The sequence below is a fragment of the Cyclobacterium sp. L-R genome (genome assembly GCF_056859355.1).
In genome coordinates this window covers 87,518-102,538 of sequence record NZ_JBSXOH010000034.1, presented here as the reverse complement: position 1 = coordinate 102,538, position 15,021 = coordinate 87,518, and the positions used below count along the sequence as shown (strand labels likewise).

The 15,021-nt window shown below is 39.2% G+C and carries 10 protein-coding genes; 9 read left to right on the top strand and 1 reads right to left on the bottom strand.

Annotation, left to right across the window (positions count from 1 at the left end):
• Window positions 1-200: 200 nt before the first annotated feature.
• Window positions 201-1,529, bottom strand: a complete 1,329-nt coding sequence (locus AC13EX_RS03330) for a Gfo/Idh/MocA family protein (RefSeq protein WP_482891534.1) — start codon at window positions 1,527-1,529, stop codon at window positions 201-203.
• A 345-nt stretch (window positions 1,530-1,874) separates the two neighbouring features.
• Between AC13EX_RS03330 and AC13EX_RS03325 the strand changes: the two genes are divergently transcribed.
• The 9 genes from AC13EX_RS03325 (at window position 1,875) to AC13EX_RS03285 (ending at window position 14,999) form a co-directional block, all read left to right on the top strand.
• Complete coding sequence (locus tag AC13EX_RS03325; RefSeq protein WP_482891533.1) at window positions 1,875-2,876, top strand: 3-keto-disaccharide hydrolase; 1,002 nt, start codon at window positions 1,875-1,877, stop codon at window positions 2,874-2,876.
• 468 nt (window positions 2,877-3,344) lie between these two features.
• On the top strand, window positions 3,345-4,439 hold the full coding sequence (locus AC13EX_RS03320; RefSeq protein ID WP_048644716.1) for a PepSY-associated TM helix domain-containing protein: 1,095 nt from the start codon (window positions 3,345-3,347) through the stop codon (window positions 4,437-4,439).
• A gap of 264 nt (window positions 4,440-4,703) precedes the next feature.
• Window positions 4,704-5,045, top strand: a complete 342-nt coding sequence (locus tag AC13EX_RS03315; RefSeq protein ID WP_048644024.1) for a zinc ribbon domain-containing protein YjdM — start codon at window positions 4,704-4,706, stop codon at window positions 5,043-5,045.
• A 553-nt stretch (window positions 5,046-5,598) separates the two neighbouring features.
• The gene (locus AC13EX_RS03310) at window positions 5,599-8,043 is read left to right on the top strand and encodes a ligase-associated DNA damage response DEXH box helicase (RefSeq protein WP_482891532.1); all 2,445 of its coding nucleotides are present in this window, start codon (window positions 5,599-5,601) and stop codon (window positions 8,041-8,043) included.
• An 86-nt stretch (window positions 8,044-8,129) separates the two neighbouring features.
• Window positions 8,130-9,257 (top strand): PQQ-dependent sugar dehydrogenase, encoded by a 1,128-nt coding sequence (locus AC13EX_RS03305; protein ID WP_048644026.1) that lies wholly within the window; start codon window positions 8,130-8,132, stop codon window positions 9,255-9,257.
• A gap of 87 nt (window positions 9,258-9,344) precedes the next feature.
• Entirely contained in the window at window positions 9,345-11,003 is a 1,659-nt protein-coding gene (gene betA / locus AC13EX_RS03300) for a choline dehydrogenase (RefSeq protein WP_482891531.1), read from the top strand.
• A 14-nt stretch (window positions 11,004-11,017) separates the two neighbouring features.
• Window positions 11,018-12,496 (top strand): aldehyde dehydrogenase family protein, encoded by a 1,479-nt coding sequence (locus tag AC13EX_RS03295; RefSeq protein ID WP_482891530.1) that lies wholly within the window; start codon window positions 11,018-11,020, stop codon window positions 12,494-12,496.
• A 12-nt stretch (window positions 12,497-12,508) separates the two neighbouring features.
• On the top strand, window positions 12,509-14,050 hold the full coding sequence (locus AC13EX_RS03290; protein WP_048644029.1) for a sodium:solute symporter family transporter: 1,542 nt from the start codon (window positions 12,509-12,511) through the stop codon (window positions 14,048-14,050).
• A complete protein-coding gene (locus AC13EX_RS03285; RefSeq protein ID WP_339713858.1) occupies window positions 14,034-14,999 on the top strand; it encodes a nucleoside hydrolase in 966 nt (321 codons plus the stop codon). The genes AC13EX_RS03290 and AC13EX_RS03285 overlap by 17 nt, the downstream gene beginning before the upstream one ends.
• Window positions 15,000-15,021: the final 22 nt, after the last annotated feature.

Here is a 15,021-nt window from a genome sequence, read left to right as displayed (position 1 = left end):
AAGTGTTGCAATTGCAAGAAAATCAGGCTGTTTGGAGATTTTAGCATAGCACCGCTATGGTGAAATTGAAAACAGCAACGAAGTGGCTGATTTTAAAGCGATTTCAGCACGTAATAGATTGTCTATTGCATATTTCGGGTTTAATTTACATTTAGAAAAAAGGAGAATTACTAAAAGTAATTTTCATGTATAGCAGCAAACTACACTTTTGGGAATTCCCATTCCCCATGGTATTCGGGTGCAATGAATTGATTTGCTACCTTATTCCCATTAAACTTACCAGCGGCTTCATTCCAATTCAAATATTGGGTACCAGACCTGGCCGCAATATTTCCCATATGAGCATAAAGAGCTACATTTCTACCTGTTTCAATTGGGCAATTGGTAATACCTCTACTTCTTACACAGTCTAGGAAATTCAGCACATGAATTTCCATATCGCTCTTCCCTTTAAAGTCAAACTTTTCCTTGGCCAAAAACGTGGCTTTTTCACTTTCTCCTTTGTCTCCTAGCCTAATACTCCAATCACCTCTATCTGCTAAAAGAACACCTTTTTCACCTACGAATTCCACCCCATAGGCTTTGTCATAGGGACCTGTTTGTATTCCCGCCGTATGCGACCAATGAATCATATAATCCTCCATGGGGTAACTCACATCCATCATTTCATAAGTCTCACGGTAATAAGTATCCATATTGTAATTGGCAGCAGAAGCAAGCACAGTTTTGGGTTCATGGCTTATTTTCTTAGCCCAAAGTGCCATGTCCACCAAGTGAACTCCCCAATCAGTCATCAAGCCTCCTCCATAATCCCAAAAATGCCTCCAACTACCGTGCACATGATTGGGGTTATAAGCTCTTTTTTCTGCTGGACCTTGCCAAAGCGCATAATCCAATCCTTCCGGAACCGACTGATTAGGTACTTTACTTGAACCCATACCATAAGGAAAATTGGCCCAAACATTCACTTTCTTAATCTCTCCAATTCCTCCTGAATGGATGTGTTGCATGGCACTATTCCATACTTCACCACTTCTTTGCTGTTGGCCAACCTGCACTACCCTATTGTATTTATTGGCTGCGGCCACCATCACATTACACTCAGCAATACTGTTTGCCAAGGGTTTTTCCACATATACATCTTTACCTGCCTGACAGGCATACACCGTAATCAAGCAATGCCAATGGTCTGGAGTACCAATAATAACAGCATCTATTTCTTGGTTATCAAGCAATTGCCTAAAATCTCCATAACCTTTCGGCGTTTGTTTAAATTCATCTTTTATATCTACCAATCTTTTCTCCAGAACGTTCTGATCGACATCACAAATCCCAAGACAGTTTACCTGGCCCGTTTTCATCATGTGGTGTAAAATATTAAAGCCTTTGCTTCTAGCCCCAATCAAGCCAATATTGATTTTATCATTGGTCGAAAAATTGGGTAAACCGGAATAAGCTGAGTGCATCATCCCTAAACCTGCTACTGTCAAAGTGCTGTTTTTTAGAAATGCTCTTCTAGATTGTTTCATACTATTCATTTTTTTCCAAATTGAATATAAATATTTAAAGTAAACTATGCCATTATTTCTTTTTTTAGAATTCAAAAAAAACAGCTTCTTACCTAAAATCACATGAGAAAAAGAACATATAGAGCAATTAGCATTAGATTTTCGAGGCAATTATATATGCTGTACCCAGCACTGTTCTCTGGGATTTTTTATAGGCCAATACAGTAATGTATCATTGCTATCAAGCAGAGGCAAAAGTATTTATTGAGAAAAAATCGTTCAAGAATAGAAATAATTATTTACTTTCAATATTTCCATGTTGAAATTGGAAAATAGCTTTAAGAAACAACTCAAAATTAACACGCAATGAAAAATGTCATAAGTTCATTTTTATTATTATTATTTATTGTCGTTCACAGCCATGGCAATACCCTTTCAAACAATCAGTTGGCCAATCCTTTTCTGGGCATGTGGGGTCTGGAAATTGAAGGAGGAGGAGTCGGATGGCTTCATGTGCATGAGGATCAGGGTTTTTTAGATGCTGAGCTCCTATGGATTGGTGGAAGTGTCCTGCCCGTATCCAATGTATATTTGGCAAATGAAAACACACTCGTAGTCACTAGAACCAATATTTCAAAGAAAAGTGATGAGCGAAGCCATACCATTACCAATACCCTTAGAATAGAAAAGACTGGAAACACTTTAAAAGGAACCATGTCAGGCCCACGAAGAAACGGAGAATATGTGGCAAATTTCACTGGGTTCCCTATGCCTGCCATGCCAGCCAAACCAGACCTTTCAAAGGTAGTTTATGGGCAACCCATTTCCTTGTTCAATAAGAAAGACCTAACAGGTTGGGAATTGATGAATCCCAAACAAAAAAATGGTTTCAAAGTAGAAAATGGAATATTGGTTAACGATCCGGTGCAACCTGAAAATGGAAAACACATATCTTATGGAAACATCCGTACCAAGCAGGAATTCAAAGATTTCAACCTCAAACTTGAGGTAAATGTACCCAAAGGAAATAACAGTGGTGTTTATCTAAGGGGAATTTATGAAATTCAGGTGGTAGACTCCTATGGAAATGACTTGGATTCGCACAACATGGGCGCATTGTACAGTCGTATACAACCTAGCCAAGCCGCAGAAAAACAAGCAGGTGAATGGCAAACAATGGATATCACTTTAGTAGACCGACATGTGACGGTAATATTAAATGGTAAAAAAATCATTGACAACCAACCTGCTTGGGGACCTACAGGTGGAGCCATGAGTGCTGATGTACTATCTGCTGGCCCTATCTATTTGCAAGGGGATCATGGGAATGTAAGTTACCGAAATATCGTATTGACACCTGTAAAATAAACTACATTAGTCGACTTACTTCCAAGGTATTTAATCTAAAAAAAACCACAGGAACAAGCCTGTGGTTTTTGTATTTAAACATTGTGCTTTTCTGAAATAAATACTTCAATACGAGCAAAATCGAATAAATACTTTCCTGTTTTTGCAAATTTATGTCAACTGTTCCTCCATTTTGAAACCACAGGTTTAATCGAAAGAATAGCCATGCCAAAACAGAATTCTAAAAAAAAATATTTACATTCAAAGCTTTAAACTCCTATTCTGCAAAGAAATTCACCCTTCTTTTCCTGATAATAGGTTATAAGGTAATGTATTCGCAAAAAAATCAGTTTTCCCAACACTGCTGGGACTTCTGCCAAAACCGCAATGATTGACGGATAATGAACCTATACCTACGAAGGACAAAGTCGCTTTTGCATGTCTTGGCTTAAAATAAATCACCCCTATCATTTTAAACTTTATTCATTCATGTCCATTAGAAAAGTCCTTGCTAAAATACACCTGATAATTGGTTTGGGAACAGGTTTTCTATTCTCGATTATAGCACTTTCCGGAGCACTATACACTTGGGAACCTGAAGTAAGCCGGATAATTTATCAGCACGAGGTAGAGAAACAAGACAAACCTTTTGTTGATATTTCGACATTAAGAAACACCATGCAACAAGCCTTCCCGGAAGGCGATTTCCGCACTGCACTCTATCGCGACCAAGAAAGTAGTATCGAGGTTTTATTGTATGTTCCAGGCACCTATTTCCTGGCCCAAATCAATCCATATACGGCTGAGCTTATCCACTTACAAGACATGAAAAAGGGATGGCTAAACCATTTGAAAAACTTACATCGCAATCTTTTACTTGGAGACATAGGTAGAGAAATTGTTCATTGGGTAACCTTATTGGCGCTACCAATGCTGATTTCTGGCCTGGTATTGTGGTGGCCACTACGAGGCTGGCCAAAAAAAGAAAAATTCAGCATTAAATGGTCCGTTTCTCCAAAGAAGTTAAATTATGATCTACACAATGTTCTGGGATTTTATGCCACTTGGATCCTTATTTTTAGCATTATCACAGGACTCTTTTGGGGTTTTAAGGTGGTGAAAGATGTAACCAAAGAAATAAGTGGTGAAAATGAAATGAGCTATGAAAGCCCAAGTTCTCTGATCCCAACTACCGATCAAGGTTCAGATCCCAACAAAATTTTAAACATGCTGATTGAAAAATACCATACTGAATTTTCTAATTCTCAAGTAAGAATTAATGTTCCTCATGGCAAAAAAGAAGCCATCCATATTTCCGTTATTGATCCCAATAAAGGGTTAAATGCTATCAATCATTTTTATCATGATCAATACAGCGGAGCCCCTATTCAAGGAAAATTTTTATATGGATTATCTAGTGAAAACAGCACTTTCAACACTATTAACGCCATGGTCTATGGAGTTCATTTAGGAGACATTTTGGGACTTCCAGGAAGAATGCTTGTGTTTTTAGCATCGCTTATAGGTGCCTCCCTACCTATAACTGGATTTATTTTCTGGCTTGGGAAAAACAAGAAAAAGTGATAAACTCAACTTAAACTATAGGCTCCCCCTGTTTCATTCGAACTTTACATAAACTAATTAAGTTCAGGCTATTTGTAAAGAATCCGTTAAGACACTACCTTAAGAAAAAAACAGAATAAACAACTGAATTAAATATTTTTTCCTCACGAAACAGAAGGATACTCGTCTATTTTGACTTAAAACAAAATTCAATAATTCACAATAAATTCATGGACAAATAGAAATATTATCCTTTAATTGCGCCAAAATCAAATTTATGAAATCATGTCCGAATTCCCACCTTGCCCAAAATGTGAATCTAAGTTTACCTATTCTACAGGAGGCCTACTATTATCTTGTCCTGAATGCGGACATGAATGGAATCCCGAAGAAACAGAAACAACAGATTCTGGTACAGAAGTAAAAGATGCTAATGGCAATGTTTTGGTAGATGGAGATTCTGTAATTGTATTGAAGAATTTACCCGTAAAAGGTTACCCTCAACCAATAAAAGCAGGTACAAAAGTGAAAAACATTCGACTAACAGATGGCGACCATAATATCGATTGTAAAATTGCAGGTTTTGGGTCAATGGCTTTAAAATCTGAGTTTGTAAAAAAAGGTTAAAAAAGCTGATTTAACGAAATGTCTTATAGAAACATCCGTTTATTAAAAGTCTATGAGCGAGCGGTGATACATCATGCCGCTCGCTCATAAACTTAAAAGGCCAATAATTTTATTATTGGTAATTAATTAGATTTTTTTTTAAAACCTTGAAATTGTTTTATTGACACTTGGGGTAATATAAAATGAGCAAAATAAAACCTATGACTCATTAACTTTGTCAATACCAAACTAAATTGACTCTATTTCCAATACCTTATTTTGGTAGTTGCATCTTTTTGGCCCAATTTTCTCTACTCTAGAAACTTACTCGAAATAGAATAAACATTCACAAACAAATTGTGTTTTCAAAGCAGAATTGAAGTTGGTTTTAAAGAAAAGGCACAATACTGTAAAATTGGATGTGTTTTTCGAAATTTTCAACTCTATAGCCGAAGAAAAAAGAGCTACCTGAATTTGCTTGGCATACATTACATATACTGCTGAATATTGCATAGTTTAGGTAAAACCTTTTTTATTATTAGGCATAGCGCTTCACTTATAGGAGTTAAGATATATGAAGAATGAATGGGTAAAAGATTGGTATTCCTTAAAAAACAGAACTCCCTACGATTTCCAGAAAGCTTGCCTAAAAAATTATCTAGCAGGAGAAAGTGGTCTATTGAATGCCCCTACAGGTAGCGGGAAAACAATGGCACTGTGGATACCTGTATTACAGGAATATGTCAACCAGTATCCCGACAGTTGGAAAAAGCCTAGAAAGAACGGTTTGCAAGTAATTTGGGTAACACCATTAAGGGCATTGGCACAGGACATTGGCCAAGCCATGAAGGAGGTATGTTCAGAGACCGGCTTAGCTTGGAGAGTGGCTGTGCGAAATGGCGATACATCTGCAGCCCAAAGACAGCAGCAAAAAAGATCCATGCCAGAGTGCTTGATTACAACTCCTGAAAGCCTTCATCTATTAATTGCACAAAAAGGAAATGGATTATTGTTCCAAAACCTGAAAGCAATAATAGTGGACGAATGGCACGAATTATTAGCAAATAAACGAGGGGTTCAAATTCAGCTGGCCATAAGTTACTTAAGGACTATTGCAAAGACATCTATAAAGGTTTGGGGGATTTCAGCTACGATTGGTAATCTGTCTCAGGCACACCAAGTATTGATAGGTCCTCAAGCGCCTGTCCTAATCGTTAGAAGTAAGTTAAAGAAAAAGATCAAAGTAAGTTCTGTGTTACCTGATGAGGTGGAAAAATACCCTTGGGCAGGACATTTGGGAGTAAAATTACTTCCTAAAATCATTCCTATAATAGAGAAAAGCCAAACTGTGCTGCTCTTCACAAATACTCGTGCCCAAACAGAAATTTGGTATCAAAAAATATTAGAAGCCAAGCCAGACTGGGCAGGTGTAATGGCCATGCACCATGGTTCTCTGGATCCTCAAGTAAGAGAGTGGGTGGAAAATGCCCTTCATGAAAAGAAATTAAAACTTGTGGTATGTACAAGCAGTTTGGATCTTGGGGTTGACTTCAGACCCGTGGATACGGTAATACAAATTGGCGGGCCAAAGGGAGTAACCAGGTTCGTTCAGCGGGCAGGTAGATCTGGCCACGAACCCGGTGCTACCAGTAAAATATTCTTTGTGCCTACCCATTCTTTGGAATTAATAGAGGCAAGTGCATTAAGGAAAGCCATAGACAAAGGGGAATTCGAAGACCAGATTCCCATGGAAGACTGCTACGATGTAGGCGTGCAATTTTTGGTCACCCTTGCATTAGGAGATGGGTTTAAATCCGAAAAGGCCTATCTATTAATGAAAAGTTGTTTTTCCTTTCGAAACCTTACTAGAGAAAAATTTGATTGGATGTTGGCATTCATAACAGTTGGAGGAAAAGCATTGGGAAGTTATGAAGAGTTCTCCAAGGTAAAAATCTCTGAAGAAGGCCTTTACCAAGTAGTGGACAGAAAAATCGCCATGCGCCATAGGCTTTCTATAGGCACAATTGTAAGTGATCCCATGATTCAAGTCAAGTTCATTACAGGAGGTTATATAGGTTCTGTAGAAGAAAGTTTTATCACCAAATTAAAACCTGGGGATGCATTTTGGTTTGCCGGTAGAAACCTCGAATTCATTAAGGTAAAGGAAATGAAGGCTTTGGTAAGAAATTCTAAAAAGAAAACAGGAACCATTCCAAGATGGATGGGTGGAAGAATGCCTCTTTCATCAAGACTGGCATACATGATTCGTCAGGAGTTACAAAATGCCTCAGATGATCACCTTGATTCCATTGAATTGAAAACCATACTACCTATCCTACAACTTCAAAAAAACCTCTCTGAAGTACCAAATCAACAATCATTATTAATAGAAAAATGCAAAAGTAAAGAAGGCTACCACGTCTTTTTTTACCCTTTTGAGGGAAGGTTTGTCCACGAGATTCTTGCAGCACTAGTGGCTTACCGAATCAGCATAAGTCATCCCATCAGCCTCAGCATTGCAATGAATGATTATGGATTTGAATTGCTCTCGGATAGTCCAATTCCCATTGAAGATAGTCTAGAAGGGGATTTGTTTCGAAGGCAAAATTTGATGGATGACATTTTTGCAAGTATTAATGAAAGCGAAATGGGTAAAAGGCGTTTTAGGGAGATTGCTGCAATTGCGGGTTTGGTTTTTCAAGGTTATCCAGGAAAAAGCGTTCCTACCAAACACCTACAGGCAAGCTCAGGAATTATATATGGGGTATTTGAAAGCTACGATCCTGACAACCTCTTGCTACAACAAGCACAGCAGGAAGTCATGCAAATTCAGATGGAAAAAAACAGGCTTTTTCAGGTTATTGAGAGGATTAACAAACATGAAATCAACCTTATCAACACTAAAAAATTAAGTCCATTTGCCTTTCCCATAATGGTGGACAGGCTTAGTCGAAACAACATTAGCTCTGAAAATCTAACGGACAGGATACTAAGGTTGCAATTTGAACTGCTAGATTAAAACTTGTTTTGGAGCATTTTTAAATTTAAATTAGCCATTTAAATACCAAAATAAATCTATCCTATTCCATTATTTACTTATACTTTATGAAATCATTATTACTTACCCTTTTGGTGATCAGTTCGTATGTGACCTGTATGGGTCAAACACCTCCCAATGGCCCCGAAGTTACGGATCCAGAATGGAATGCTTATGATATAGAAACAGTAGTCGATGGCTTCAATATCCCTTGGGGATTAGCGATTTTGCCTGATGGAAGTATGCTTATCTCTGAGAAATCAGGAGATTTAGTACATTTCAAAAATGGAAAGAAAACAAGTATTACGGGATTGCCTGAAATATGGGCAAAAGGTCAAGGAGGACTTCTTGACGTGGTTTTACACCCTGACTTTGAAAACAACAAATACGTTTATATTTCTTATGCATCTTCAAGAGGCCCTGAAAAAGGAGCACACACTGCCATAGGACGTGGACAATTGAATGGTACTCAATTGGTTAATTTTGAGAGATTATATAAAGCCTCGCCAAATTCAGAAGCAGGTCAGCATTATGGTTCTAGAATCGCTTTTGATAAAGAAGGCTACTTGTATTTCTCCATAGGAGAAAGGGGAGCGAAATTTGAGAACCCACAGGATATCACTCGAGACGGTGGTAAAGTTTATCGACTTTACGATGATGGAAGAGTACCTGAAGACAATCCTTTTTACAATGAATCTGGCGCAAAAAAAGCCATCTATTCATTTGGACATAGAAATCCACAAGGTATGATTGTACACCCAAAAACTGGAGCTGTATGGGTAAACGAACATGGTCCTAAAGGAGGTGACGAAATCAATATAGTGAAAAAAGGGGCTAATTTTGGCTGGCCTGAAATCACTTACGGGATCAATTATGATGGAAGCATATTGTCAGAAGAAACAGCTAAACCAGGCATGGAGCAACCACTTTACTATTGGGTGCCTTCTATTGCTCCAAGTGGATTTGCCTTTATTTCAAACAGCAAATACCCAGCTTGGGAGGGAGACTTTTTAGTTGGTTCTTTGAAGTTTGGATACTTAGAGAAACTTACAATTAAAAACAACAAGGTTACCAAAAGAGAAAAAGTTATTGATGGTTTAGGACGAGTTAGAAATGTTGTCCTGGGTCCTGACGGAATAATTTACGCCGGAATAGACGGAAAAGGGATAGTTAAAATTGTCCCAAAAGGAAAATAAAACATACATGTTCAAACAATAGTAATTGCTGCTTAAAAATTAACTTAAAGCAGCAATTACTTTTTTTTGGCAGGCCAACAATCCTTCATGAAAAAGTCCAAAGAAAAATATGATTTTATAATTATTGGTGGAGGTTCTGCAGGCAGTGTACTGGCCAATAGATTAAGTAAAGACCCCTCTAATAAAGTTCTTGTTATAGAAGCTGGAAGACCTGACCACGGTTGGGATTTTCGAATTCAAATGCCTGCTGCTTTAACTTATCCCCTAACCAACAATTTCTACAACTGGGGATACGAATCAGAACCTGAACCTTTTATGCACAATAGAAGGATTTTCCAACCTCGTGGAAAGGTATTGGGAGGGTCCAGTGTTATTAATGGGATGATCTTTATTCGTGGCAATGCCATGGATTATGAAAAATGGGCCAGGGAAGAAGGACTTGAAAACTGGAGCTTTGAGCATTGTCTCCCCTACTTCAAACGATTAGAAAACCGACTTATAGGTGGTGACACCTACAGAGGTGATAAAGGTCCACTTTACCTAACTACTCCTAAGTGCGACAACCCACTATTTAAAGCATTTTTTGAATCCGTTCAAGAAGCTGGATACCCACTCACTGACGATGTCAACGGGTATCAACAGGAAGGTTTTGGGAAATTTGACGCCACCATTTATAAAGGGAAAAGGTGGAATGCTGCAAGGGCCTATGTGCACCCTATAAAAGACCGTAAAAACTTAACCATACATCTCAAGTCAACGGTAAGTAATATCCTATTTGAAGGAAATACTGCCATTGGAGTAGATTATTTAAAAAATGGAAAAAATGAGCAGGCTTACGGAGCACAGGTAATTTGCTGCGGTGGAGCAATCAATACCCCTCAGGTCTTGCAACTTTCCGGAATAGGTAATGCCAATGAGCTAAAAAAATTAGGAATTCCTGTAGTAGCCGACCTAAAAGGTGTGGGTGAAAACTTACAAGATCACCTGGAAGTGTATGTACAATGGGCCGCAAAAAAACCTGTTAGCCTCTACCCTTCCTTAAAATTCTATAACCAACCCAAGATTGGACTTGAGTGGCTGTTTAAAGGAACTGGTGTGGGTGCAAGCAACCATTTTGAAGCAGGAGGATTTATCCGCGGAAATAAAGAGGTAGCTTATCCCAATTTACAGTATCACTTTCTTCCAATTGCGATTAGGTACGATGGCTCTGCTCCAAACGAGGGGCATGGTTTCCAACTACATGTTGGTCCAATGAATACAGATGTGAGAGGCCATGTAAAAATAAAATCCACCGATCCAGGTAAATACCCAATAATAAAATTCAACTACTTGTCCACAGAACAAGAGAGAAAAGAATGGATAGAAGCGATCAGGTGTACAAGAAATCTTATCAATCAACCTGCTTTTGATGAGTTGCGGGGGAAAGAATTATCACCTGGAGCTAAGGTTGAAACCGATGAAGAAATACTTGATTTTGTAGCAAAAGAAGGTGAAAGTGCTTACCACCCTAGTTGTACTGCCAAGATGGGTTATGACGACATGTCTGTGGTAGATGCGAACTTAAAAGTTCATGGTATTAACAACCTTTCCATTGTGGATGCATCTGTGATGCCCCATATTACCAATGGAAATATTTACGCACCAGTGCTAATGATTGCTGAAAAGGCTGCTGACATTTTGTTAGGCAATAGCCCTGAACCTCCTCAAAAGGTCCCTTACTACAAGCACAATCCTGAACAAAACTAAAAACCATTCTTCAATTGATCAAACCAACTAATTTATATATTGACGGCACTTGGCAAGAGGCTATTTCTAAAGAAGTCAGGACCATTTACAACCCATTTGACAATCAACCATTAGCCACTGTTGCAGAAGGCGATAGAAAGGATGCTCAAAAAGCAATCTCAAGCGCAAGGAGTGCCTTTGAATCAGGAGATTGGCGGTATACGACTGCTGCAGAACGCGGAAGGTTGGTCTATTTATTGGGAGATCTTATTGAGAAAAATAAAGAAAAACTAGCCGAGCTTGAAACACTGAATACAGGAAAAACACTTGCTGAGAGTCTCTGGGACATGGAGGACATTGCTGGAATTTTCAGGTATTATGGTGGTCTTGCGGATAAAAATGAGGGCGAAAGCATCGCCAGCCCAAATCCCAATAGCCAAAGTTTATTGGTAAAAGAACCCATTGGAGTGGTTGGAATGATTTGTCCTTGGAACTATCCACTACTTCAAGCTGCCTGGAAAATTGCCCCAGCCCTTGCTGCAGGATGCACCATGATAATAAAGCCCAGTGAATTCACTCCACTTACAACGCTTCTATGGACAAGTTTAGCTGAAGAAGTAGGTTTCCCTAAAGGTGTTATCAATACAGTTTTGGGGCCTGGTCACAGCATTGGAGCAGAACTTGCAGAAAGTATGGAGGTAGACATGATCTCCTTTACTGGCGGAATTGTTACAGGGAAAAAGATAATGGAAGCAGCCGCAGGAAATGTCAAAAAAGTAGCATTAGAACTGGGAGGCAAAAACCCCCATATCCTATTTGAAGATGGAGATTGGGAAACGGCTATTGACTTTATATTAAATGGGGTATTCTTCCATGCAGGCCAGATTTGCTCTGCAGGCACACGTGTAATGGTGGCCTCCTCCATACATGACAAGGTAGTAGAACACTTAAAACAGAGGATAAGTAATATCCGCCTTGGCAACGGAATGGAAAATGACACCCAAATGGGGCCTCTGATTTCTCAGGCTCAATTAGATAAAGTATCAAACCACGTGCAGAAAGCCCTAAAAGAAGGGGCTAAATTGGTTGTAGGAGGTAAAAGACCAACTGAAGAATCTTTGAAAAATGGTTTTTTCTATGAACCAACTTTGCTCACTGATTGTACGGCTGACATGGCCATTGTAAAAGAAGAAGTATTTGGTCCGGTGGTTCATGTGGAAAAATTTGAAACCGAGGAAGAAGCCATCAAAAAAGCGAATGACACCATTTATGGCTTATCCGCTGGCTTTTGGTCTCAAGACCAACAAAGAGTTTCCAGGGTTTCAAAAGCATTGCGATTTGGTACTGTTTGGGTCAATGACTTCAACGTCTATTTTGTTCAGGCACCATGGGGTGGTTATAAACAATCGGGACAAGGAAGAGAACTCGGCCACGCAGGACTAGAAGAATTTCAAGAAGTAAAGCATATTTATCAAAATTTCAAACCCTCGCCTTTAAACTGGTTCGGAAATTAAACCACCAAAGTTATCGATACCAAGACCTTAGGAATCCTCATAACAGTACTATTTTATCTAATTATTCTTTACATTGGATATTATGCCAGCAAAAAAGAATCCGGTGACCAAACATCGCAAGGACTTTTACTAGCTGGTCGCCGAATGCCCGCCTGGATCGGGATTTTCACCATGACTGCCACATGGGTAGGTGGCGGTTACCTCATTGGAACAAGTGAAGCCGTATACGATAGTGCAAGAGGCCTAGTTTGGGCGCAAGCTCCCTGGGGCTATGCATTAAGCCTAATATTGGGTGGATTGTTTTTTGCAAAAAAAATCCGAAGCTTTGGTTTTACTACATTCATCGATGTATTCGAACATAAATACGGTAAAAAAACCGCTGCAATATTATTTATTCCTGCCCTAATAGGTGAGATTTTCTGGAGTGCCGCCATTCTCGCTGCTTTGGGCATAACCTTCGCTACCATTTTTGAACTAGACCTAGAAACATCAATTCTTGTTTCAGCAAGTATTGCCATAGGCTATACCATGATGGGGGGATTGTGGTCGGTAGCCTATACGGATGTAGTTCAACTTATTTTTATTATCCTAGGTTTGGGAATAAGTATTCCTTTTGCTTTAGATAAAATTGGAGGTTTAGATGCCGCATTAACCATTTACGACCAACAAATAGCCAATGGCTTTACCTTATTTCCAAGTCTAAATGCCTTTACAGGAAACGATCCGGCATGGGGAAATAGCATATGGGTGTGGGTGGATTTTGCCTTGCTCTTGATTATGGGAGGAATTCCCTGGCAAGTCTATTTTCAGCGGGTCTTGTCTTCAAACTCAGATAGATCAGCGGTTAGATTATCTATCTTGGGTGGGCTTTGTTGTGCCTTAATGGCCATTCCTGCCATACTTATCGGGGTTGCAGGTGTTGGTTTTGATTGGACACAATCTACCTTAGGCGTAGCTCCCGAACCAACCATGGTCCTGCCCTATGTATTGCTAGAAATGACTCCTCCAATTATTGGAGCATTGGGGCTTGGAGCCGTAGCTGCAGCTGTAATGTCATCTGTGGATTCTTCCATATTATCTGCAGCTTCTATGTTTACCTGGAATTTATACAGGCCATTGATAAACCCTTCATGCACAGACAAACAAATCAAAACCTCAATTCGACTGGCCATTTTGGTCATAGGTTTGGTTTCTACCTGGCTTGCCTTAACACTTCAAAGCGTATATGAACTCTGGTACCTTTGTGCCGATTTGGTTTATGTCGTTTTGTTTCCTCAATTGGTGATGGCTTTATATTTTAAAAAGGCAAATAGAAATGGGGCCATTGCAGGAATAATCATAAGTTTATTTTTAAGGTTTGGTGGCGGTGAACCCATCTTTGGAATTTCCCCATTCTTACCCTACCCTATGGAAGACCCAATTGCGGGAATTGAGTTTCCTTTTAGAACATTCTCCATGTTTTGTGGTTTAATTAGTATTCCAATAGTGTCATTGCTTTTTCCAGATAAAAATCAGATTGAAACATCCTCTTTAACCAATGAACGATCGAATTAATTTAATCTTTATTCTATTTTTTATTATTTCTCTACCCCTAAAAGCGCAGATCCCCGTTATCTTGGATGCGGATTTGGATTCCGACGTAGATGACGTTGGTGCACTAGCCATGCTGCATACGCTTGAAGACAATCAAAAAGTCAAACTATTAGGTGTGGTTGTAACTAGTGATGACCAAGATGCTGCTGCCTGTGCCGCTGCAATCAATACTTTTTACAATAGACCAGAAGTACCCATTGGGGTAGAAAAAGGGATTGCACTAAGAAGTTTTTCCAAATACACAAAAAGTTTGGCAACAAGTTTTCCCCACCCTTTAAGGGGAGGGAAAGAACCTGAGGATGCCACTCAACTCTATAGAAAATTACTGGTCAATTCTCCTGACAATAGTGTAATCATCATTAGTATTGGCCACTTGACCAATGTGCGAAACTTATTGGAGTCTAAGCCTGATCATTTAAGTCCCTTGACCGGCAAGGAACTGATTCAAAAGAAGGTGAAACTTTGGTCCTGCATGGGTGGACAATTCCCAAGCGGAAAAGAGGCCAATTTCTATCGGCCTGACCCGGAGTCTACGCTAATTGCAGTTAAAAACTGGCCAGGCGAAGTGATTTTTTCAGGTTGGGAAATTGGCAATGAGATCATCACAGGTGGAGATTTCCTAAAACACGCACTCAGTGCTGACCACCCGGTAAGCCTTGCCTATAAATTATTTAATGAATACGCTGGAAGACAAAGCTGGGACCAAACCTCGATTCTTTATGCAATATCTGATAAAAAGTATTGGGAGTTGAGCCCAAAAGGTCAGGTTCTTGTTAATAAAGATGGAAGCAATTCCTGGAAAGAAGATCCTAATGGCTTACATCGCTACTTAATAAAACATTTACCTCCTGCTGAAATAGCAAAAATAATTGATTCTCTAATGATTGGTATTTATAGGCCTGGTTTTTGAGGCTGCACAGATAATGAATTGT